Origin of the sequence: Burkholderia sp. BE12 (assembly GCF_002959955.1) — a bacterium.
Lineage (GTDB): Bacteria > Pseudomonadota > Gammaproteobacteria > Burkholderiales > Burkholderiaceae > Burkholderia.
Genome location: NZ_PREY01000013.1, coordinates 1 through 21,078 on the forward strand (window position 1 = coordinate 1; position 21,078 = coordinate 21,078).

22 protein-coding genes are annotated in these 21,078 nt (G+C 68.1%); 3 read left to right on the forward strand and 19 right to left on the reverse strand.

Going from position 1 to position 21,078, the window contains the following annotated elements:
* Window positions 1-54 precede the first annotated feature (54 nt).
* From C4B30_RS16305 to flhD, 16 genes are all read right to left on the reverse strand, one after another.
* Window positions 55-561 (reverse strand): VOC family protein, encoded by a 507-nt coding sequence (locus tag C4B30_RS16305; protein ID WP_027783240.1) that lies wholly within the window; start codon window positions 559-561, stop codon window positions 55-57.
* Between the two features lie 165 nt (window positions 562-726).
* Window positions 727-1,965, reverse strand: coding sequence for a DUF3443 family protein (locus C4B30_RS16310; RefSeq protein ID WP_027783239.1), 1,239 nt, complete (start codon window positions 1,963-1,965; stop codon window positions 727-729).
* A 16-nt stretch (window positions 1,966-1,981) separates the two neighbouring features.
* Window positions 1,982-2,485: a DUF2844 domain-containing protein gene (locus C4B30_RS16315; protein WP_027783238.1), complete on the reverse strand. Its 504-nt coding sequence runs from the start codon at window positions 2,483-2,485 to the stop codon at window positions 1,982-1,984.
* Between the two features lie 258 nt (window positions 2,486-2,743).
* On the reverse strand, window positions 2,744-3,475 hold the full coding sequence (gene cheZ / locus C4B30_RS16320) for a protein phosphatase CheZ (protein WP_027783237.1): 732 nt from the start codon (window positions 3,473-3,475) through the stop codon (window positions 2,744-2,746).
* 1 nt (window position 3,476) lies between these two features.
* Window positions 3,477-3,872, reverse strand: a complete 396-nt coding sequence (cheY, locus tag C4B30_RS16325) for a chemotaxis response regulator CheY (protein ID WP_027783236.1) — start codon at window positions 3,870-3,872, stop codon at window positions 3,477-3,479.
* 67 nt (window positions 3,873-3,939) lie between these two features.
* Entirely contained in the window at window positions 3,940-5,031 is a 1,092-nt protein-coding gene (locus tag C4B30_RS16330; protein WP_027783235.1) for a protein-glutamate methylesterase/protein-glutamine glutaminase, read from the reverse strand.
* Window positions 5,028-5,828 carry a chemoreceptor glutamine deamidase CheD gene (cheD, locus tag C4B30_RS16335; RefSeq protein ID WP_027783234.1) on the reverse strand — a complete coding sequence of 267 codons (801 nt, stop codon included), beginning with the start codon at window positions 5,826-5,828 and terminating at the stop codon, window positions 5,028-5,030. The genes C4B30_RS16330 and cheD overlap by 4 nt, the downstream gene beginning before the upstream one ends.
* Complete coding sequence (locus C4B30_RS16340) at window positions 5,825-6,808, reverse strand: CheR family methyltransferase (protein ID WP_027783233.1); 984 nt, start codon at window positions 6,806-6,808, stop codon at window positions 5,825-5,827. Before C4B30_RS16340 ends, cheD begins: the two co-directional genes overlap by 4 nt.
* Window positions 6,809-6,811: 3 nt before the next feature.
* Window positions 6,812-8,770 carry a methyl-accepting chemotaxis protein gene (locus C4B30_RS16345; RefSeq protein WP_027783232.1) on the reverse strand — a complete coding sequence of 653 codons (1,959 nt, stop codon included), beginning with the start codon at window positions 8,768-8,770 and terminating at the stop codon, window positions 6,812-6,814.
* A 37-nt stretch (window positions 8,771-8,807) separates the two neighbouring features.
* Entirely contained in the window at window positions 8,808-9,323 is a 516-nt protein-coding gene (gene cheW / locus C4B30_RS16350; RefSeq protein ID WP_027783231.1) for a chemotaxis protein CheW, read from the reverse strand.
* A 48-nt stretch (window positions 9,324-9,371) separates the two neighbouring features.
* Window positions 9,372-11,633 carry a chemotaxis protein CheA gene (gene cheA / locus C4B30_RS16355; RefSeq protein WP_027783230.1) on the reverse strand — a complete coding sequence of 754 codons (2,262 nt, stop codon included), beginning with the start codon at window positions 11,631-11,633 and terminating at the stop codon, window positions 9,372-9,374.
* Between the two features lie 33 nt (window positions 11,634-11,666).
* Window positions 11,667-12,044 (reverse strand): response regulator, encoded by a 378-nt coding sequence (locus C4B30_RS16360; RefSeq protein ID WP_027783229.1) that lies wholly within the window; start codon window positions 12,042-12,044, stop codon window positions 11,667-11,669.
* A 16-nt stretch (window positions 12,045-12,060) separates the two neighbouring features.
* A complete protein-coding gene (motB, locus tag C4B30_RS16365) occupies window positions 12,061-13,080 on the reverse strand; it encodes a flagellar motor protein MotB (RefSeq protein WP_027783228.1) in 1,020 nt (339 codons plus the stop codon).
* A 13-nt stretch (window positions 13,081-13,093) separates the two neighbouring features.
* The gene (gene motA / locus C4B30_RS16370; RefSeq protein ID WP_027783227.1) at window positions 13,094-13,954 is read right to left on the reverse strand and encodes a flagellar motor stator protein MotA; all 861 of its coding nucleotides are present in this window, start codon (window positions 13,952-13,954) and stop codon (window positions 13,094-13,096) included.
* Window positions 13,955-14,136: 182 nt separating this feature from the next.
* Window positions 14,137-14,691, reverse strand: coding sequence for a flagellar transcriptional regulator FlhC (gene flhC / locus C4B30_RS16375; RefSeq protein WP_011350591.1), 555 nt, complete (start codon window positions 14,689-14,691; stop codon window positions 14,137-14,139).
* 90 nt (window positions 14,692-14,781) lie between these two features.
* A complete protein-coding gene (flhD, locus tag C4B30_RS16380) occupies window positions 14,782-15,102 on the reverse strand; it encodes a flagellar transcriptional regulator FlhD (RefSeq protein ID WP_027783226.1) in 321 nt (106 codons plus the stop codon).
* 662 nt (window positions 15,103-15,764) lie between these two features.
* On the opposite strand from flhD, the gene C4B30_RS16390 reads away from it, so the two are divergent.
* A complete protein-coding gene (locus C4B30_RS16390) occupies window positions 15,765-16,829 on the forward strand; it encodes a glycosyltransferase family 4 protein (protein WP_027783225.1) in 1,065 nt (354 codons plus the stop codon).
* A 104-nt stretch (window positions 16,830-16,933) separates the two neighbouring features.
* Here C4B30_RS16390 and C4B30_RS16395 read toward each other — a convergent pair whose 3' ends face one another.
* Window positions 16,934-17,230 (reverse strand): H-NS histone family protein, encoded by a 297-nt coding sequence (locus tag C4B30_RS16395; protein WP_027783224.1) that lies wholly within the window; start codon window positions 17,228-17,230, stop codon window positions 16,934-16,936.
* Window positions 17,231-17,528: 298 nt separating this feature from the next.
* Here C4B30_RS16395 and aqpZ point away from each other — a divergent pair, with 298 nt between their 5' ends.
* On the forward strand, window positions 17,529-18,269 hold the full coding sequence (gene aqpZ, locus C4B30_RS16400) for an aquaporin Z (protein WP_027783223.1): 741 nt from the start codon (window positions 17,529-17,531) through the stop codon (window positions 18,267-18,269).
* Window positions 18,270-18,400: 131 nt separating this feature from the next.
* On the opposite strand, the gene C4B30_RS16405 is transcribed toward aqpZ, so the two are convergent.
* A complete protein-coding gene (locus C4B30_RS16405) occupies window positions 18,401-19,225 on the reverse strand; it encodes a Cof-type HAD-IIB family hydrolase (RefSeq protein ID WP_027783222.1) in 825 nt (274 codons plus the stop codon).
* Window positions 19,226-19,363: 138 nt separating this feature from the next.
* Complete coding sequence (locus C4B30_RS16410; RefSeq protein ID WP_027783221.1) at window positions 19,364-20,245, reverse strand: BadF/BadG/BcrA/BcrD ATPase family protein; 882 nt, start codon at window positions 20,243-20,245, stop codon at window positions 19,364-19,366.
* Between the two features lie 142 nt (window positions 20,246-20,387).
* Here C4B30_RS16410 and C4B30_RS16415 point away from each other — a divergent pair, with 142 nt between their 5' ends.
* On the forward strand, window positions 20,388-20,990 hold the full coding sequence (locus C4B30_RS16415) for a DNA-3-methyladenine glycosylase I (protein ID WP_027783220.1): 603 nt from the start codon (window positions 20,388-20,390) through the stop codon (window positions 20,988-20,990).
* Window positions 20,991-21,078 lie beyond the last annotated feature (88 nt).

Below are 21,078 nucleotides of genomic sequence, written 5' to 3' on the forward strand. Positions count from 1 at the left end.
CGGCGGGACGGGCCGGCGGCCGCCGACCTGAGCGACCTATATGACCTACGCGACCTAAGCCGATTCGCCTGCCGCCGCCCGCTGCAGCGCGCCGAGATCGAGCTTCTTCATCGTCATCACCTGCGCCATCACGCGCTCGGCGCGGGCCGCGTCGCCCGTCATCAGTTCGGCCATCTGCACGGGCACGACCTGCCACGACACGCCGAAGCGGTCGCGCAGCCAGCCGCATTGCTGCGCGCGCTCGTCGCCGCCTTCGGACAGGCGCGCCCAGTAATGGTCGATCTCGTCCTGGTCGCGGCAATTGACGACGAACGACACGGCCGGCGTCATCTGGAACACGGGGCCGCCGTTCAGCGCGACGAACGCCTGCCCGTCGAGCTCGAACGCGACGGTCATCACCGCGCCCTCGGCGTTGCCGGACGCGTGCGCGCCGGCCTTGCCGTAGCGTGCGACGTGCACGATGCGCGCGTTGTCGAACACCGATACGTAGAAACCGGCCGCCGCCTCGGCGTCGCGGTCGAACCACAGGAACGGCGTGATGCGCTGGATACGCGAGTTCATGGCGCTGTCTCCTCGATGTCGTGCCGGCACCGTTGCCGGTCTTACATCGTAGGCGCTATGCCGGCGCCTGGCAGCGATCCGGTCCGTAGCGCCCGCCCGGCGCCGCGGCACAAAAAAAAGGGGGCGATCGCTCGCCCCCTCGTTCCTGCGTCCGGCCGTGCCGCGTCAGAACGCGACGAACGGCTGCCCGCCGCCGCTCGCGGTCTTGTCCATCCCGAAGTAGATCGTCTTGCCGTAGAAGTGCGGCATGCCGATGTCGAGCCAATTGGACGAGCCGAACGGGCCCGCGATGTCGTTGAACGCGAACGTCGACGAGTTCGAGAACAGCGCATCCGCGTTCGCGACCGGCATCGACACGGCGCCCGACGCGCCGTTCTGGCCGGTCAGCGTGGCCGAATAGGCAGTCGTGGCCGACGGGCAGTAGAACTCCGTATTCCTCGAGCAGACCGTCTGGGCCGAATCGTTGAAGAAATACGCGTTCGAGCCCGTATCGAAGAACGCGGTCACGTTGCGCCCCTGGAACGTCGCGCTGACGTCGCCGGTCGTGGTCGACGTCAGCACCGTCTTGCCGCTCAGGTTCGGCAGGCCGAACGTCAGCGTGCCGGTCGCGCTGCCCTGCCCACTGGACGAGATGTCGGGCATCTGCACGCTCACGCCGTCGTTGTTCGCGAACCGATGCACCGGGTTGGCCACCTGCTGCGCGAGCGGCACGAGCGCGACCGTGCAGCTCGCGTTGTCGCCGTTCGGGCACGCATAGTAGTTGTTGCTCGTCGACGTCGACGTCGCGCAGGTCGTGCCGCAGTCGTACGGCGCCGGCCCGATGCCGAGGATCCCGTTCGCGCCGAGCGCGCCGGTCGAGTTGGCCGACGCGCCGCCGTTCGTGCACGAGCTCGGCACGTTCGTCGTACCGAGGTCGCCGATGATCTGCACGGGCAGCGAGCCCGCCTGCTCGGTGCCGATCGACAGGTCGACGGTGCGCACCGACCCCCACGTGTAGCTCGACACGAACTTGCCGCATTCGGCGACCGGCGCGCCGCCGCTCGTCACCTGCGGCAGGCTGTCGTGCACGCCCGCCACCGCGCTGCCGACGAGCCGCAGCCCGTAGGACGCGGTATCGACGAGCACGTTGTTGACGATCTGGCAGTTCGACGTGCCGGGCACGCAGACCTTCACGCTGATGGTCGGGATGTTGATCACGTTCGCGGCGCCCGCGCCGACCGTGATGACGGCCGTGTTGCCGCTGTTGCCGTCGGACCCGCCCGAGCCGTTGCCGCCCGTGTTGCCGTTGTTGGCCGAACCGCCGCCGCCGCCATCGCCGCCGCCGCATGCGGTCACGAGCACGGCCGTTGCGGCCAGGAGGCCCAGCACGCCGAGCCAGCGCTTGAATGTACGAGGAATGCTCAAGATCGCTCTCCCGCTGTCACTGGATATCGGTGCCGGCCACGCCGGCAGGCAGCGCCGACGGCAGCCATGCCTGGCCGGAGAAGGCGCCCATGTGGCCGCCCGTCCGGATCACGAGGCCGCTCGTCTCGACGGCCACCGGCGCGCGCCAGCCGCGCGCCTGGTGCGCCGCCTGGACGCCGGCCGTGTACTGCGGGAAATAGCTGCCGAGCAGCGACGCGAGATCCGGCATCGTCGGCCCGTGCCACGCGAGGCCGAACACGCTGCCGGCGGCCGACGTGTATTCGTGGATGACGGTGCCCGATCCGAGCGTGATCTCGCGCACGGTATAGGCGGCCGTGCTCGGCTGCACGCCGTCCGCCGAGCGCATCGCGCGCTGCAGCGCGCGCACGGTGGCGGCCTGATCGTCCGCCGGCGGCGACATCGGCGCGCCGCCCAGTTCCGCGTGTGCGTGGACGGCCCACAGCACACCCATTGCAGCCGTCGCATGCGCGACGGTCCCGCCCAAGCGTTTCAGCTTCACGTTCCCCCCCATGGGACTGGCTTCGTTGCCGACGGCGCCGCCATCGGCCCGCGCCGCCTGCCAACTTATGAATCTTACGAATGACGCTACGTTGCTGCTGACGCGTAGTATGCCTGCGGAGTGTGGCGAAGTGTCAATTCGACGCAGGATCACGCCGCGCCGCGCAGGGGCGGCGCGCACGGGAAAACGAGGCGGGGACAGGGAATGCGCGCCTCGGGCGGCCCCGCGGAACGGGGCGCCCGGATGCGCCGCGGCAGGTCAGAAGCCGAGGCTCGCGAGCAGGTCGTCGACCTGCCCCTGGTCCTGAACGACGTCGGATTTGCCTTCCGGCGCGATCTGCGGGCCGTTCAGCAGCGATTCGGGGCTGCCGGTCGCGCTGATCTGCTCGGCCGCGAGCGCGGCCGCGGTGGCCGCGAACTGCTCGCGCCGCTCCGGCGCGATGTTCTCGACGAGCACGGTGAGGAGCTGCTGCTCGATCAGGTAGACCATGTCCATGATCTTCTTGATCACCTGCCCGGTCAGATCCTGGAAATCCTGCGCGAGCATGATCTCGAGCAGTTGCGCGCGGGTCGCCGACGTCGACCCCGGCAGCGTGCGCAGGAACGCGCGCGTATCGTCCATCAGCTCGCGCACTTCCGCGTGCTCGATCGGCGCCGCGTACCACTGCGCCCAGCGCGCGTCGAGCGCCTCGGCCTCGTTCTCGATGCGCTCCTGCATCGGCTTCGCGATCTCGATCGCATTCAGCACGCGCACCGCGGCCTGCTCGGTCATCGTCGCGACGTAGCGCAGCCGGTCGCGCGCATCGGGCACGGCTTCCGCCGCACGCTCGACATGCTTGTCGAGCCCGAGCTCGCGCATCGAATCGCGCAGCGTGCGCGTGACGTGGCCGATGCGCGCGAGAATGCGGTCGCTCGGGAAGTCGGCGCCTTCTGGGTGGCTGTCGGCGCTGAACCCCGCGCCGGCGAGCGCCGCATGGATCGGCTCGTTCACGTCAGCTCCCGGCCTTCGCCATCTTGTCGATGATCTTGTTCAGCTTCTCGTCGAGCGTCGCGGCCGTGAACGGTTTCACGACGTAGCCGCTCGCGCCGGCCTGCGCGGCCGCGATGATGTTCTCCTTCTTCGACTCGGCCGTGACCATCAGCACCGGCAGGTGCGTGAGCGTCGCGTCCGCGCGGATTTCCTTCAGCATCGCGAGGCCGTCGAGGTTCGGCATGTTCCAGTCCGAGATCACGAATTCGAAGCCGCCGCCGCGCAGCCGGGCGAGGCCGGCCGCGCCGTCCTCGGCTTCGTCGACGTTCGTGTAGCCCAGTTCCTTGAGCAGGTTGCGGACGATCCGGCGCATCGTCGGGAAATCGTCCACCACCAGGATTTTCATGCTCTTGTCCATCGTCGTTCCTTTCCAGATTCGTTTCGGTCGGGACGCGTATCGTGGCACGCGCCCCGTGACATTCCCTTCACACGCGCTGCACGCGGTCGCCCATCGTCGCCAGGCGCGCCATCACGCGGCGGCTCATGTCGGCGAGCGGCGCGATCTCGTCCGCGCCGCCGAGCGCGATCGCCTCGCGCGGCATCCCGAACACGATGCAGCTCGCTTCGTCCTGCGCGAACGTGTGAGCGCCCGCGCGTTTCATTTCCAGCAGCCCGGCCGCGCCGTCGCGGCCCATCCCGGTGAGGATCACGCCGATCGCGTTCTTGCCCGCGTGCGTCGCCGCCGAGCGGAACAGCACGTCGACCGACGGACGGTGCCGGTTCACCGGCGGCTCGTCCGACAACTGCGCAATATAGTTCGCGCCGCTTCTCGCGAGCAACAGGTGCGCGTGGCCCGGCGCGATGTACGCATGGCCCGGCAGCACGCGTTCGCCGTGCTCGGCTTCCTTCACCGCGATCCGGCACAGGCCGTTCAGCCGCTGCGCGAACGACTTCGTGAAGCCCGGCGGCATGTGCTGCGCGATCAGCACGGCCGGCGCATCGGGCGGCAGCGGCGTCAGCACTTCGCGGATCGCCTCGGTGCCGCCCGTCGACGCGCCGATGATGATCAGCTTCTCGGTACTGACGAGCGGGTTGTTGATCATCGGCGCGGCCGCGGCGCTGTCCGCCGCGCGCGCGGCGGCCTGCGGCTGCGGCGCCTGGCGCACGCGCGCGCGCGACGCCGCGCGGATCTTGTCGGCGAGCTTTTCCGCGTAGTCGAGCATCCCGTCGCGAATCCCGACGCGCGGCTTCGTGACGAAATCCACCGCGCCGAGTTCGAGCGCGCGCAGCGTGATTTCCGAGCCGCGCTCGGTCAACGACGACACCATCACGACCGGCATCGGCCGCAGGCGCATCAGCTTCTCGAGGAAGTCGAGCCCGTCCATGCGCGGCATTTCGACGTCGAGCGTGAGCACGTCGGGGTTGTGCTGCTTGATGAGATCGCGCGCGACGAGCGGATCGGGCGCGGTCGCGCACACCTCCATGTCGGGCTGGCTGTTGATGATCTCGGTCATCAGGCTGCGGATCAGCGCCGAATCGTCGACGCACAACACTTTGATCTTCTGCACTGCGGTCATGCCTCCTGCTTTCTTGATAGGGTCGCCGCGTACGGGGCGGCCGGGCTCCCGGCATGCGGGTTCGCCGTCCGCGCGCCGCCGGCGGCACCGGCGGCACCGGCCGCGCCGCCGCTGCCGGCCGGCGCGGCGCCGCGCGCACCGAACAGCTCGATGCGCGGGCGCGCCGGCTGCGGCGCCGCAGGCCGCTTCGCGGCGAACAGCTCGACGTGCGCGCGCGTGCGCGCCGCGCGGGCGCGATCGGCCTCGCGCGCGAGCGCGGCTTCGCGCTCGGTCACGCCCGGCACCTGCAGCCGCAGCTTCTTCACCATCGCGCGCCCGCTGTGCGGCATGAACGCGACCTTGCGCGGATGCACGCCCTGCAGGTCTTCCGCGGTGATGCGGATGCGCTCGAGCGCCAGATAGCGGCGCACGAAATCCGCGTTGCGATCGCCGATGTTGATCGTCGTCATCCCGGCCAGCACGGCCGCGCCGCCGAACACCTTCGCCTCGATGCGCTCGCGGCGCCCGCCGGCCTTGATCAGCTCGTTGATCAGCACTTCCATCGCATACGCGCCGTAGCGCATCGATTCCGACGCGGCCGCGCCCGGATCGGCGCCGTCGTCCGGCAGCATGAAGTGGTTCATCCCGCCGATGCCCGCGTACGGATCGTGCAGGCACGCGGCGACGCACGAGCCGAGCACGGTCATCAGCACCATGTCCTCGGACGTCGTGTAGAACTCGTTCGGCAACAGCTTCACGCCGGGGCGCTCAAAGTGGTTGTCGAAGTAGCGATTGGTCGCGATCGGCAGTGCGCTCATCCGCGCTCTCCATGGGCGGGCACGCCGCCCGCGGCCCGCGCGCGCACGGGCGACGGCATCGCGGCCGCCGGCGTGCCGCGCGGCCGTGCACCCTGCGCGGCGTCGCGCGTCAGTTCGTACACCGTCTGCCCGCGCAGCCGGAACGCCGGCGTCACATACGTGAAGTTCTCCGAATGGCCGGCGAACAGCAGGCCGCCCGGCTTCACGAGCGGCTCGAAGCGCGACAGCACCTGCCCCTGCGTCGGCTTGTCGAAATAGATCATCACGTTGCGGCAGAAGATCGCGTCGAACGGCTTCGGGATCCCGTAGTCCGCATCGGTCAGGTTCAGCTGCTCGAAGCGGATCATCGCGCGCAGCTCGGGGCGCACCTTCACGCGGCCGGCCTGCGCGCCCGTGCCCTTCAGGAAGAAGCGCTTCAGCCGCTCCGGCGACAGGTGCTTGACCTGGTCGTACGTGTAGATGCCGGCTTCGGCCTTCGCGAGCACCTGCGTGTCGAGATCGGTCGCGAGGATCGACGCGCTGCGCGCGGCCGTGTCGCCGAGCGCCTCGATCAGCGTGATCGCGATCGAGTACGGCTCCTCGCCGGTCGACGCCGCCGAACACCAGACCGATACCGGCGCCGGCCGCGATTTCACGAACTCCGACAGGATCGGGAAATGGTGCGACTCGCGGAAAAACGCCGTCAGGTTGGTCGTCAGCGCGTTGGTGAACGCTTCCCACTCGAGCGGATCGTCTTCCTGCTCGAGCAGGTCGAGGTAGTCGCGGAACGTGTCGAGGCCGCGCGCCCGCAGCCGTCGCGCGAGACGGCTGTAGGCCATGTCGCGCTTGTGCTCGGACAGCGAGATGCCCGCGCGTTGGTGAATCAGCGCACGGATGCGGGCGAAATCCGCGCCGGTGAACGCGAAGTCGCGCCCCGGCTCGCCCGCGCGAGGCGAGGCATCCGGTGCATCGGGTCGAAACGGCGCGCGCGCGTGCGACATGGTTTAGAAGGTCTCCCAGTCGTCATCGGACGCACCGGCGGCCGCCAGCGCCGGCTTCTCGCCGTTCAGCGCCGGGCGCACGAGCGCGGGCTTCGCGCCCGGCTTGTCCGCCGGTGCGGCCGTCTTCGCGAGACGCGGGCCGTAGCCGCCCGCGGCGGCACCGCCACGGGGAGCCGGTGCATCCTTCGGCGTACGCGCGGCGGCATCGGCCGCACGCTTCGGTTCGGGAGCGGCGCCCGCGGCAGCCGCGCGCGACGCCGGCGCGGCGCGCCGTGCCGCCGGTTGGGCCGCGGCCTGCGGCGCCGGCAGCGCGGCAACCGGCGCAGGGTGACGCGATTCCGACGGCAGCGCCGCCGGTTCGTGCGCGACCGGCCGCGCGGCGCCGCGCGCCGGCGCGAGCGCGATGCCGCCCGTGACGCGCCAGCCCGACACGATCGCCTTCATCTGGCGCGTCTGCTCCTCGAGCGACGCGGCCGCGGCGGCCGCCTGCTCGACGAGCGCCGCGTTCTGCTGCGTGACCGCATCCATCTGGCCGACCGCGCGGTTGACCTGCTCGATGCCGGTCGACTGCTCGTCGGACGCGGCGCTGATCTCGCCCATGATGTCGGTCACGCGGCGCACGGCCTGCACGATCTCGTCCATCGTCGAGCCGGCGCGCGCGACGAGCGCCGAGCCGCTGTCGACCTTCTCGGTCGAATCGCCGATCAACTGCTTGATTTCCTTCGCGGCGCTCGCGCTGCGCTGCGCGAGCGAGCGCACCTCGCCCGCGACCACCGCGAAGCCGCGGCCCTGCTCGCCCGCGCGCGCCGCTTCGACCGCCGCGTTCAGCGCGAGGATGTTGGTCTGGAACGCGATGCCTTCGATCGTGCCGATGATGTCGACGACCTTGCCCGAGCTCGCCGCGATGTCCTGCATCGTCGCCACGACCTGGCCGACCACGTCGCCGCCCTGCGTCGCGATGTCCGATGCGTTCACCGCGAGCTGGCTCGCCTGCCGCGCGTTTTCCGCGTTCTGCCGCACGGTGCCCGTCAGTTGCTCCATGCTCGACGCGGTTTCCTGCAGCGATGCGGCCTGCTCCTCGGTGCGCTGCGACAGGTCGGTGTTGCCGGTCGCGATCTCGCGCGCGCCGACGTCGATCGACTCGGTGCCGCGATGCACGGCCTGCACCATCGTCGTGACGGCGTCCTGCATCCGCTTGATGCCGCCGAACAGGCGGCCGATCTCGTTGGTGCTGAACACGCCCACCGGCTGCGTGAGATCGCCGCCGGCGATGCGCTCGAAGTGCGCGATCGCGTCTTCCAGCGGCTTGATGATCAGCCCGCGCAGCGCGAAGCGGATCGCGATCACGACGACGAACGCGATCGCGATGCCGGCCGCGATCAGCGCGATCATCATCGAGATCCGCGACTGCGTCTCGGCCTGACGTTCTTCCGCGCGCTTTTGCAGCGCCGCAATCACGGCCGCCGCCGTCTGGTCGAACGCGACGAACATCGGGCTGATCTTCGTGTCGGCGATCGCGTGGTACGCCGCCATGTCGCCCGCGCGCGCCGCGGCGAATTCGGGCTCGACGCCTTCCTTCACGATCGTCGTGTACCGTGCGGTGAGCTCGTCGACGAGCGCCTGCTCGATACCGGGCTTCGGCGTCGACTGGAACGCCTGCCAGTTCTGGTTCGACTTCGCATACAGCTCCTGCGCGCGGTCGAGCACCTTCGTCGCCTCGGCCGCATTGCCGGCTTCGGTCAGCGTACGGAAGCGATCGAGCGCCACGCGCGAGCGCAGCAGGTGCGCCGCCGTGTCGTCGAGCGTGTGGATCGCCGGCAAGTCGACGTGCGCGATCTCGTCGAGCGAGCGGCTCGCGTGATCGAGCGCGTAGAGGCCGAGCCCGCCGACCGCGGCGGTCAGGCACACGAGGATGAGTCCGACCGCCGTGAGCGTCGTGCGGATCGACCAGTTATGCAACATTGCAGATTCTCCCGAAATTGCTGCGCGCGCGGCGCGCTTACCCGCCGAGCGTCTCGATCAGCGCCATTTCACGGCTCGACATCAGCTTCTCGATGTCCATCAGGATCAGCATCCGGCCGTCGACCGTGCCGAGGCCCGTCAGGTACTCGGTCGTCAGCGTCGCGCCGAATTCCGGCGCCGGCATGATCTGGTCGGTCTGCAGCGTCAGCACGTCCGACACGCCGTCGACCACCATCCCGACCACGCGGTTCGACACGTTCAGGATGATCACGACGGTCTGGTGGTCGTACTCGACGCGGCCGAGATGGAACTTGATCCGCATGTCGACGATCGGCACGATGATCCCGCGCAGGTTGATCACGCCCTTGATGAACTCGGGCGCGTTCGCGATGCGCGTGACGCTGTCGTAGCCGCGGATTTCCTGCACTTTCAGGATGTCGATCCCGTATTCCTCGTCGCCGAGCGTGAACACGAGGAATTCCTGGCCCGTTGCGTCGCCGTGTTCCGCAGCGCGGCGGCTGGTTGCCGCGTTCGCCGCGGCCGGATTGATCATTTGGACTTCAGCAGACACGTTTGCCCCCAAATCGGTTGATGGCGAGAGTCAGAACATCGCGAGCTCGGCGCCGGCACGGGCGCCGTGCATCGCACGGGTTTCTCGGTTCAGCGCCGCGACGTCGACGATCAGTGCGACGCTGCCGTCGCCGAGGATGGTCGCCGCCGAGATGCCGTGCACCTTGCGGTAGTTGGTTTCGAGGTTCTTCACGACCACCTGCTGCTGGCCGACCAGCTCGTCGATCAGCATCGCGAAGCGGCGCCCCTCGGTTTCCATGATCGTGACGATCCCCTGCGTCGGGTCGGTGCGCGCTTCCTGGACCGAGAACACCTCGTGCAGCGCGACCAGCGGCAGGTATTCGCCGCGCACGCGCACCACGCGCTCGCCGTTGCCGACCGTGTAAATGTCGTCGTTCGACGGCTGCAGCGACTCCATCACGAAGTTCAGCGGCAGGATGAAGATCTCGCTGCCGACCTTGACCGACATCCCGTCGAGGATCGCGAGCGTGAGCGGCAGCACGATCCGCGTGGTCGTGCCGCGGCCCGCCAGCGACGTGATCTCGACGTGGCCGCCCATCGACTGGATGTTGCGCTTCACCACGTCCATCCCGACGCCGCGGCCCGACACGTCGGTCACCGTCTCGGCGGTCGAGAAGCCCGGCGCGAAGATCAGCTGCCACACTTCGTCGTCGCTGATGTTCTCGGAGATCTGCATGCCCTGCTTCGTGGCCTTCGCGAGGATCCGCTCGCGGTTCAGGCCCGCGCCGTCGTCGCTCACCTCGATCACGATGTTGCCGCCGTGATGCGCGGCCGACAGCACGAGCTGGCCGACCGCGTCCTTGCCGGCGGCGACGCGCCGGTCGACGGTTTCGATCCCGTGGTCGAGGCTGTTGCGCACCAGGTGCGTGAGCGGATCGATGATCCGTTCGATCAGGCTCTTGTCGAGCTCGGTCGCCTGGCCGAACGTGACCAGTTCGACCTGCTTGCCGAGCTTGCCGGCGAGGTCGCGCACGAGCCGGGGGAAGCGGCTGAACACGTAGTCCATCGGCATCATGCGGATCGACATCACCGCTTCCTGCAGGTCGCGCGCGTTGCGCTCGAGCTGCGCCATCCCGTTGAACAGGCGGTCGTGCAGCGCCGGATCGAACGCGGTCGCCGTCTCGGCCAGCATCGCCTGCGTGATCACCAGTTCGCCGACGAGGTTGATCAGCTGATCGACCTTCTCGACGCCGACGCGGATCGAGCTGCCTTCGGCGCCGGCCGCGGCCGCCGAGGCTGGGCGTGCGCGCTTGTCGTCGTGATGCGCGGCGACCGGCGCCGCGGGTTCGGCCGGTTGCGGTTGAGCGTGTTGTTGCGGCTGCGCCGCGACCGCGGGCGGCTCGGCCGGCGCCGGTGCCGGAGCAGCCGGTTGCGGTGCGGCAGCCGGCGGTGCGAATACCTCGACACGTGCGGGCTGCGGGGCGGCCGGCGCTTCAGCCGCGTCGGCAGCCACGGCGGGGGCACCCTGCGCGACGGCCGGTGCCGCCTGCGCGGCCGGCGCCGTGCCGCGCCCGACGCGAATCTGGCTTTCGTCGATCACGAAGCAGCACACCGCGACGATATCGTCGGACGGCACGTCCGATTCGACCCACAGCGACAGGTCGGCGCCCGCTTCCTCGCGTCCGACGATCCGGCCGAGGTTGCCGAGTTCTTCGGTGAGCAGCGCCTGATCCTTCGCGTCGACGCCGACCAGCGTGATCTTCAGGTGCGGGCCGCCGGCGTCGGCCGCCGGATGCGCGGCCGCGACGGCCTGCTCGACCACATGGTCGGGTGCGCGGTCGCCGCCGGCGGCGGGCTCGGCGGCCGGCGCCACGGCTGCGGCAACCGGAGCGGCCGGGGCAATCGGCGCCGGCTCGGCTGCGGCAGCAGGCGCGCCCGTACCGCTTTCGGCCTTCAGCCGTTCGAGCTTCGCGCAGATCGTCGCGGCGGCCGCCGCGTCGGGTTCGGCGCTCGCGCGGTAGTCGACGAGCTGGTCGGACAGCACGTCCTTGGTCTCGAGGAACGCGTCGACCATGTCCTTGGTCAGCGTCAGCTCATGGTTGCGTGCGCGGTCGAGCAGCGATTCGAGGATGTGCGTCGTATCGGTCAGCGCGGAAAAGCCGAACGTCGCCGCGCCGCCCTTGATCGAATGCGCGGCGCGGAAGATCGCCGCCAGATCCTCGGGATCGGGCGAATCGACGTCGAGATTCAGCAGCAACTGCTCCATCTGCGCGAGCAGCTCGTCCGCTTCGTCGAAAAAGGTCTGGTAGAACTGAGTGATGTCGAGAGTCATGCCCGGTCACCGGTTGAATTCGTCGCGTTCATGTCAGGAGGCAGCCGGCTCGGACAGCGTGGCGACCAGGTCGACCAGCACGCCCGGGTCGATCGGCTTTTCGATCCAGCCGGTCGCACCCGCGTCGCGTGCGGCGTCCTTGAACGCGTCGCTGCCCTCGGTCGTCAGGATGAGGATCGGCGTGTCCGCGTACGCGGTCAGCTTGCGCAGCGCGGCGATTACCTCGAGCCCGCTCTTGCGCGGCATGTTCTGGTCGGTCAGGACCAGGTCGTACGGCGCCGTCGCCGCCATGTCGAAGCCGGCTTCGCCGTCCGGCGCCACCGTCACGTCGTAGCCGGCCTGCGCCAGCGTGGCCTGCAGCAGCGCACGCATGGTCGCGGAGTCGTCGATGGCGAGAATGGTTCGGATCATGTCTGTCTCGGGAACGTCAGGGTTTCGGCGCCACGGCGACGGCGCTCGCCACGACCGGACGCACCGCCGGCGTCCGGCCGCCGAGCTGCTGCGCGAGCAGCTTCGAACCGGCCGCGTCGGCGGACAGCGTCGTCGTCGTCGCGTCGTCGCGCATCAGCGCTTCTTCGGATTTGCGATTCAGCACGATCACGCTGATCCGGCGGTTTTCCGGATCGAGCGGATCGGCCTTGTTCAGGTTCTGCGTCGACGCGAGGCCCAGCACGCGCAGCACTTTCGCCTCGTCCATGCCGCCGGAGATCAGCTCGCGGCGCGACGCGTTCGCGCGATCGGCCGACAGCTCCCAGTTGCTGTAGCCGCCCTCGCCGCCTGCGTACGGCACGGCGTCGGTGTGGCCCTGGACGATGATCCGGTTCGGCACATCGTTCAGCGTCTTGCCGATCTCGCGCAGGATGTCGCGCATGTACGGCTCGACGTGGTCGCTCGACATCGCGAACATCGGCCGCTTCTGCGTATCGACGATCTCGATGCGCAGCCCCATCAGCGTCGAATCGATGCGGATCTGCTGCTTGAACTGGCGCAGCGTCGGATTGGCCTCGATCGCGGCCATCAGCTTGATCTGCAGGTCGTGCAGGCGCGCCTGCTCGAGCCGCTCGAGCGCGCCCTGCGCCTGCGCTTGCGCATGCTCGTCGACCGGCTTCGCGACGCGCTCGGCGAGCGACGTCGTGCCGTCGGTGCGGCGCAGCGTGCCGGCGTCGACGCTCGACAGGTCGCGGCCGCCGCCGTTGATGATGCTCGAGTCCTGCGAGCTGCGGTCGCCGCTGCCGAGAATCGCGGCCTTCAGCGGCATGTTGAAGTATTCGGCGATCCCCTTCAGCTGCACCGGCGTGACCGAACTCAGCAGCCACATCAGCAGGAAGAACGCCATCATTGCGGTCATGAAGTCCGCGTACGCGAGCTTCCATGCGCCGCCGTGGTGGCCCTTCTTCGCCGGGGCCACCCGCTTGACGACGATCGCGCGATCCTTGCTCTTGCTCATCGGTTGCTCCGCGTCACTTCGCCTTCACGCGGCGCACATGTTCTTCGAGTTCGGAGAACGACGGGCGCTCGGTCGAGAACAGCACCTTGCGGCCGAACTCCACCGCGATCGCCGGCGCATAGCCGTTCAGCGTCGCGAGAATCGTCACCTTGATGCACTGGAACATCTTGGTCGACTCGGCGACGCGCTGCTCCGCGAGGCTCGCGAGCGGCCCGATCAACCCGTACGACAGCAGGATCCCGAGGAACGTGCCGACCAGCGCCTGCGCGATCATCGCGCCGAGCACCGCGGGCGGCTTGTCGGCCGACGCCATCGTGTGCACGACGCCCATCACCGCCGCGACGATGCCGAACGCCGGCATCGCGTCGCCGACGCGCATCAGCGCATGCGCCGGGCCTTCGCCTTCCGTGTGGTGCGTCTCGATCTCCTCGTCCATCAGGCTCTCGATCTCGAACGCGTTCATGTTGCCGCCCACCATCAGGCGCAGGTAGTCGGTCAGGAATTCGACGATGTGGTGATCGGCGAGGATCTTCGGGTATTGCGTGAAGATCGGGCTCTTTTGCGGATCGTCGATGTCGGCCTCGAGCGTCAGCGTGCCTTCCTTGCGTGCCTTCGCGAGCAGCACGTAAAGAAGCGCCATCAGCTCCATGTAGACGTCCTTCGTGTATTTCGAGCCCTTGAAGAGAGTCGGCAGCACGCGCAGCGTGGCCTTGATGGTCTTGCCGCCGTTGCCGAGGATGAACGCACCGACGCCCGCGCCCACGATCATCAGGATCTCGACCGGCTGGATCAAGGCGCCCAGATGCCCGCCTGCCAGCGCATAACCGCCGAAGACGGACAACAGCGTCACGAGTGTTCCCACGATAATCAGCACTGCCTGTCCCTCACGAAAGACCGGCGGGGAGACCGCCGTTAAACAGGTTTACGGCAGTCGGCAGGAAAACTTTCGCGGCCGCCCGGCGGCGGCCCGACGGTGTTTACCAGCAATGCGCGGACGATTCGCGCGGCCCGCGGGCGTCGCCCGTGCGGCGCTCGCGCCCCCTTCCGGCGCGGCGCTCAGGCCGCTGCGGCGGCCAGTTCGGCGCGCGCGGCGGCGGCCTTGCGGGTCTTGCCGGCTCGCGACGGCGGCTGGCAGAGACCGCACACGAAACCTTGATGCGGATCATGCGCATGCGCGACGAAATGGCCGCCGCAGCGCGTGCAGGGCGTCATCTGCAGCATCCCCGAATCGAAGAAGCGCACCAGCGTCCATGCCCGCGTGAGGCTCAGCGCGGCCTCGTCGCCGGACAGGTTCACGTGCTCCTGATAGAGCCGGTACGCCTTCACGATCGACTGGATCGGCTCGCAGCGACCGTGGTCCTGCATGAACCGGTAGATGTTGTAGAACAGCGACGAGTGGATGTTCGGCTGCCACGTCATGAACCAGTCGGTCGAGAACGGCAGCATCCCCTTCGGCGGCGACACGCCCTTCAGTTCCTTGTACAGCTTGATCAGACGGTCCCGCGACAGGCTCGTCTCCGCCTCCAGCAGCTGCAGCCGGGCGCCCAGTTCGATCAGTTCGATGGCGAGGGTGATTTCCTTCACCTCGATCACGACGCTTTTGCTTGCCATGGTGATAACCGTCCGCTTGACGTTACTCGAATGAATGGCCAATACGCTGCCGGCCGGCGGCACGCCGGGACAGACGCAAGGCAGGATGGATCAGCGGACGCCTTCGACCTGCTGCCCGGCCATCAGGATGGCCGAGTGGGCGTGCGCGACGATATCGCTGCGGCCCTTGTCGGCGAGCGACGACAGCAGCGCGTGATCATCGAAGCGGAAGCGGCACAGCATCTGGTTCGACGCGGCCAGCTTCACGGTCTGGGCGAGCGTGAGGTTGGCGAGCACGTCGGCGAGTTCCTGGGAAATGCCCATGCGGAACATGCCCATCGCCTTGTCCTCCCGCAGCAGTCGCTGCGCGAGGAGAAGGTACGACAGGTTGACCTCTTTGATCTCACTGAGCATTTCGCTGGTGGCGCTCATGATTCCCCCGTTAAAAAGCTTTGCTTTGGCCATACGTGTTATGACAACGTTTGCTCGATCAGTGCGCACTCGGCGCTCGGTCGGCTCGTTTATAGTCTTACAGGGCGAATTTTGGCCAAACGGGATTTATGTCGGTATCAGCGAAGTGGCGTATGCCGTGCAGGATTTGTCTGTAAACCGTGTAGGAATTTTTCCGACAAGGCGAATTGAAAGGGACAGTCGGAAAAACGGGTTGCAACGCGAATTCGGCTGCGAGGGGCCGATGGCCGCCGCGCGCGTGGCGCAAGGCTTGCCGGCAGGGATGCCGACAATCGGATCGGTAAAAATTATAGTGGTTTTTCACGATAGCGCAACAATAGTTATGGCTGTCGCGATTTACGATTCCCTGCCCTTTTTCTCGGGGTTTTCGCGTATTTCATCGTGTAACAAGCCTTAAGTGTTTGAAAAAACACTCGAACCCCGCAGGGCGATATCGATAATGGAATCCAATGGGCGGCGGCGCGAGCCGTGCCGGCCCGCCCCGCAGCTTGCCGACCGGCGCCCCGCGCACCCCGCCCAGGGCCCGGCCACGTACCGCGAACCGCGTGCGTCGGCAAGTTCCGCAACCTTGTACGGGATCCGCATCGGCGCCGTCGCCGTCGGATCGACACTGGAGATCACCCATGCGAATTGCCCAGATCGCGCCGCTTTACGAAGCCGTTCCGCCGAAACTCTACGGCGGCACCGAGCGGGTCGTGTCCTACCTCACCGAGGCGCTCGTCGAACTCGGCCACGACGTGACGCTGTTCGCCAGCGGTGACTCGGTCACGTCGGCGCGTCTCGAGGCGGCGTGGCCGCGTGCGCTGCGGCTCGACCCGTCGGTCCGCGATTCGATGGCGCCCCATATGCGGCTCCTCGAGCAGGTCGCCCGGGTCGCGCACGAATTCGACGTGCTGCACTTCCACCTCGACTACCTGCCGTTCCCGCTGATGTCGCGCCTCGACACGCCGTACGTGACGACGCTGCACGGCCGCCTCGACCTGCCGGAACTGCAGCCGGTGTTCGACGCGTTTCCGGATTCGCCGGTCGTGTCGATCTCGAACAACCAGCGCAAGCCGCTGCCGCAGGCCGCGTGGGCCGGCACCGTGTACCACGGGCTGCCCGAGACGCTGCTCACGCCGCAGCCGGACGTGAAGCCCGAATATCTCGCGTTCCTCGGTCGGATCTGTCCCGAAAAGCGTGTCGACACCGCGATCCGGATCGCCGCGCAAAGCGGGCTGCCGCTGAAGATTGCCGCGAAGGTCGACAAGGCCGACGCGGACTACTTCAAGGAAGTGATCGAGCCGCTGCTCGGCGAGGCGCATGTCGAATTCATCGGTGAGATCAACGAAGCGCAAAAGCCGGCGTTCCTGTCCGGCGCGAAGGCGCTGCTGTTCCCGATCGACTGGCCGGAGCCGTTCGGCCTGGTGATGATCGAGGCGATGGCCTGCGGCACGCCGGTCGTCGCGTTCAACCGCGGCTCGGTGCCGGAAGTGATCGAGGACGGCGTGACCGGCTTCATCGTCGAAGACGTGCAGGGCGCGGTCGGTGCGCTGCACCGGATCGACAGCCTGTCGCGCCCCGCGATCCGCGCGCGTTTCGACACGCGTTTCAGCTCGAAGGCAATGGCGCAGCGTTACGTCGAAACTTACGAATCGCTTTGCGCGGCAACCAAGCAACCGGCATTGCGCCGCGTCGCGGGCGCCTGACACGGAAATCCGCACGGAAAATATTCCGGAAAATCCGCGCCGAAATCGGCGCGCAAAACAAAAGAGCCGCATCGTCGATGCGGCTTTTTCTATTCGGCTTTCGGTCACTCGATCAGGAAACGATCGCGGTTTTTACCGACGATCCAATTCGGCGGCTTGCCACGCCCGCTCCAGGTTGCACCCGACTTCGGATCGCGGTATTTCGGCGGCAGCGGCGCCTTCTTCGGCGGACGCCCGCGCCGTGCCCGCTCCGCGAAGCCCAGATCCTGGGCCGTCAGGCCATACTCGGCAATCAATCGCTGGACATCGGCGATCACCGCTGCCACTTCCTGGCGGCGCACGTCGTCCGCCTGGGCTTGCAGATCGGCGATCTGCGCCTTGAGTTTTGCGTATTGAGACATTTTTCGACTCCCCTTTTCGTTGATGCGGCCCCGGCGAATCCGGCCGGGACACCAACATCCGTTACGTCATCCGCACTGCCGCCCTGCCCTTCGAATAAATGCTGCCATCTTTAACCGGATCGCCTATATCGAGAATGCGGACTTATTCTAATAAAAGGCATTCGTCAGCCATTCAAATTTAACAATCGTTTACCCTCCTGGGCCCGATTCATTTCCTATAATCCAGACCAATTCCAGACGACGGAATAAATCCGTTGCGTCGTCCGGGGTCTTCAACCCACTTGAACGAGGTCCTTACATGAATCTTTCTCAGCGTCTCGCTGCAGAGGTATTCGGCACGTTCTGGCTGGTGCTCGGCGGGTGCGGAAGCGCCGTGCTGGCCGCCGCCTTTCCGGGCCTCGGCATCGGCTTTGCCGGCGTCGCACTCGCCTTCGGCCTGACCGTACTGACGATGGCATTCGCAATCGGCCACATTTCGGGTTGCCACCTGAATCCGGCGGTGAGCGTCGGCCTGACGGTCGCCGGCCGCTTCCCGGCACGCGATCTCGCGCCGTACATCGTCGCGCAGGTCGTGGGCGCCACGCTCGGCGCGTTCGTGCTGTACCTGATCGCAACCGGCAAGCCGGGTTTCGACCTGGTCGGCAGCGGCTTTGCGACGAACGGCTTCGGCGATCGCTCGCCCGGCCATTACTCGCTCGGTGCGGCATTCATCTGCGAGGTCGTGATGACGGGCTTCTTCCTGTTCGTCATCCTTGGGGCGACCGACAAGCGCGCGCCGGCCGGCTTCGCGCCGATCGCGATCGGCCTGTGCCTGACGCTGATTCACCTGATCTCGATCCCGGTCACCAACACGTCGGTGAACCCGGCCCGCTCGACCGGCCCCGCGCTGTTCGTGGGCGGCGACGCGATTGGCCAGCTCTGGCTGTTCTGGGCGGCGCCGCTGATCGGCGCGGTACTCGCAGGGATCATCTACCCGCTGGTCGCGGGGCGTGACAACGCCGTCGACGTGCTGCCCGCATCAGCTCGCACCATCGAATAAAACACTACGGGGTCACGCGAGCAGAGCAGCGAGCCTCACGCTGTCGAAGAACATCGAGGCAGGCAATTTCGACGGGCGCCCCTGGCGCCCGTTTTTCATTTCCGCGCGGAAAACGCGCCCGAGGTGGGCGTTCAGGACGCGACGACGTCGTCTTCGAGCGAGAACAGCGTGCGCAGGTGGCGGGCGACGCCCGCGTCGAAGTTGTTGCCGATCCGCGGGATGTGCGGCAGCCGCGCCATCAGGTCGGGGTTCGCGTTATTCATCATGAATGCATGACCGGCGGTTTCGAGCAGGTCGATGTCGTTCATGTTGTCGCCGAATGCGATGCAGTGGCCAGTGTCGACGCCGAGCCGCGCGAGCACCGTGCGCAACGCGCGCCCTTTCGACACGTTCGCGGTCATCACTTCGAGGCAATCGGGCAGCGAGTACGTGACGTACAGCGTATCGCCGAACTGCACGCGCATCTGCTCGGCAACGACCGCCAGATCGGCCGGTTCGCCGATATACAGCACCTTCGCGATGGCCGCGCCGTCGTGCGCGGCCATGTCGATCACGTCGTACCGGAAGCCCGAATCCCGGTGGAATTCGAGCAGGTGCGGCGCTTCGCGGTCGATCAGCCAGCCGTCGTTGGTGAACAGGTTGACGATCACGCGGCCGTGCGCGCCGACGACTTCCGGCTGCACCAGGCTGCGAACGACCGCTGCGTCGATGTCCTGCGCGTGGATCGTCGTGTCGTCCGGCGCATGCACGCGCGCGCCGTTCGACGTGATCAGGTACGGCCGTATGCCGAGGACATCGCGAATGCCGGCGACGTCCGCGTAATGGCGCCCCGTGGCGATCACGAACTGCACGCCGTCGCGGTCGAGCCGGCGAACGGTGTCGATCGTGTACGGGTCGAGCTGGTGGTCGCTGTTCAGCAGCGTACCGTCGAGATCGGTGGCGATGACTTTGTACATGGGGCTGGAAAGTGGCGCTCACGGCACGGAGGAAGCGTCATTTTAACGTCGCGCCCGATCGCGCGCCGGGCGGTTGCCGCCCATGCGCCGCCCGAGATGCTGCTGCGGCGCGGCAATCTATCGCGTGCCCGCCTCACCTTAGTCGCCCTGCGCCGCCCGCAATGCCTGCAGCGCGAGCCGCAGCGCACCATGCGCCGAATCGTCGAGCGGCGCGCGCAGCCGTGCGGCGTGCCGCGCCGGCACGGCCGGCGCGAGCGCGTCCGCCAGGCCGCCGCACAGCGCGACCGGCAGCGCCTGCTGCGGATCGAGCGCGTCGATCATCTTGCCGATCTCGGCGCCGGCTTGCGCGATCAGCGCGCTCGCGACCGGGTGCGCGCGGTGTGCGAACACGATCGGCGCGAGACGCGCGTAGGCCGTCTGGTTCGCGTCGCACGACCACTGGACGAGCGCGTCGCGATTCTGCGCGCCCGTTTCCGCAAGGAGCGCCGTGGCGAACGCGTCGCGCGGCACGCGGCCGTCCAACGCCTGTTGCGCATAGGCGAGCGCGCGCACGCCGAGCCACGCGCCGCTCGCCTCATCCCCGGACGGAAAGCCGAAGCCGCCCGCGATCCGGCACGCGCCCGCCGCATCGAGCGCCGCCGCGATGCTGCCGGTGCCGAGCGCGACGATGAGCCCCGGCGCGCCGCCGTGCGCGCCGACGACGGTCGTGTACGCATCGCTCTCGATCGCGAGCGCGCCGAGCGGCGCCTGCGCGCGGAACGCGGCGAGCCACGCCGCGTTGTTGACGCCGGCGAGCCCGCAGCCGAGCGCGCACTGCGACCATTCGAACGCGAAGCCGGCCTGCGTGAACGCGTCCGCGCAGGCCGCGCCGATCGACGCCCATGCGCGCTCGATACCGAGACCGAGCCCCGACGGACCGCCGCGCCCCTGCGCCAGCTCTCGCCCGTGCCGGTCGGCCAGCACCGCGCGCGTGCCCGTGCCGCCGCCGTCGATGCCGATCGCAAAAAGTAATGCCGTCATGCCTTCATCCCGCTGATTCGAACAGGCGCCAAGCTTAACCGGATCGGCGCCGCGCGCCCATCTGCCGTTCGGCCGGCTATCCCGCCCAAAGAGCTTCCGCTATGCTGGCGCGATCGAATCGACACTGAAAACGAGGCAGACGATGTCGCAGCGGTGCAACTGGGTGAAGACGGAAGCGGACGCTCACTATCACGATACCGAGTGGGGCGTGCCGTCGCACGACGATCGCCACCTGTTCGAAATGCTGATCCTGGAAGGCGCGCAGGCCGGGCTGTCGTGGTCGACGATCCTGAACAAGCGCGCGGGCTATCGCGAAGCGTTCGCCGATTTCGACGTCGACGCCGTCGCGCGCTTCACGCCCAAGCGCATCGAGAAACTGCTGGAGAACCCGGGCATCGTGCGCAACCGCGCGAAGGTCGAATCGGCGGTGACCAACGCGCGCGCGGTGCAGCGCATCCGCGAAGAGCACGGGTCGCTCGCCGCGTTCCTGTGGTCGTTCGTCGGCGATACGCCGGTCCAGAATGCGTGGCAGTCGTACCGCGACGCGCCCGCGTCGACCGAGCAGTCCGACGCGCTCAGCAAGGCGCTGAAGGCGTACGGCTGCAAGTTCGTCGGCTCGACGATCTGCTATGCGCTGATGCAGGCGACCGGCATGGTCAACGATCACGAAGCCGGTTGCCCGTGCCACGCGCAATGCGCGGCGCTGGGCGGCAAGCAGCTGGCACGCCGGCGCAAGGCAGGCTGACAACGCTGGTGCCAAGCCAACTCGGCGCGGGTGCGGGCGCCGCATGGCCGCCGCCCTCGCGTGGCCAGCCGCCTCGTTCGCGCATGCG

Coding starts and splice junctions, on each gene's coding strand:
- C4B30_RS16405 (WP_027783222.1), bottom strand. CDS start 19,225: ATGTACAAAGTCATCGCCACCGATCTCGACGGTACGCTGCTGAACAGC.
- C4B30_RS16305 (WP_027783240.1), bottom strand. CDS start 561: ATGAACTCGCGTATCCAGCGCATCACGCCGTTCCTGTGGTTCGACCGC.
- C4B30_RS16395 (WP_027783224.1), bottom strand. CDS start 17,230: ATGTCTCAATACGCAAAACTCAAGGCGCAGATCGCCGATCTGCAAGCC.
- flhD (WP_027783226.1), bottom strand. CDS start 15,102: ATGAGCGCCACCAGCGAAATGCTCAGTGAGATCAAAGAGGTCAACCTG.
- aqpZ (WP_027783223.1), top strand. CDS start 17,529: ATGAATCTTTCTCAGCGTCTCGCTGCAGAGGTATTCGGCACGTTCTGG.
- cheA (WP_027783230.1), bottom strand. CDS start 11,633: ATGACTCTCGACATCACTCAGTTCTACCAGACCTTTTTCGACGAAGCG.
- cheW (WP_027783231.1), bottom strand. CDS start 9,323: ATGATCAATCCGGCCGCGGCGAACGCGGCAACCAGCCGCCGCGCTGCG.
- motB (WP_027783228.1), bottom strand. CDS start 13,080: ATGAGCAAGAGCAAGGATCGCGCGATCGTCGTCAAGCGGGTGGCCCCG.
- C4B30_RS16415 (WP_027783220.1), top strand. CDS start 20,388: ATGTCGCAGCGGTGCAACTGGGTGAAGACGGAAGCGGACGCTCACTAT.
- cheY (WP_027783236.1), bottom strand. CDS start 3,872: ATGGACAAGAGCATGAAAATCCTGGTGGTGGACGATTTCCCGACGATG.
- C4B30_RS16340 (WP_027783233.1), bottom strand. CDS start 6,808: ATGTCGCACGCGCGCGCGCCGTTTCGACCCGATGCACCGGATGCCTCG.
- C4B30_RS16410 (WP_027783221.1), bottom strand. CDS start 20,245: ATGACGGCATTACTTTTTGCGATCGGCATCGACGGCGGCGGCACGGGC.
- flhC (WP_011350591.1), bottom strand. CDS start 14,691: ATGGCAAGCAAAAGCGTCGTGATCGAGGTGAAGGAAATCACCCTCGCC.
- C4B30_RS16345 (WP_027783232.1), bottom strand. CDS start 8,770: ATGTTGCATAACTGGTCGATCCGCACGACGCTCACGGCGGTCGGACTC.
- C4B30_RS16330 (WP_027783235.1), bottom strand. CDS start 5,031: ATGACCGCAGTGCAGAAGATCAAAGTGTTGTGCGTCGACGATTCGGCG.
- C4B30_RS16390 (WP_027783225.1), top strand. CDS start 15,765: ATGCGAATTGCCCAGATCGCGCCGCTTTACGAAGCCGTTCCGCCGAAA.
- cheD (WP_027783234.1), bottom strand. CDS start 5,828: ATGAGCGCACTGCCGATCGCGACCAATCGCTACTTCGACAACCACTTT.
- C4B30_RS16360 (WP_027783229.1), bottom strand. CDS start 12,044: ATGATCCGAACCATTCTCGCCATCGACGACTCCGCGACCATGCGTGCG.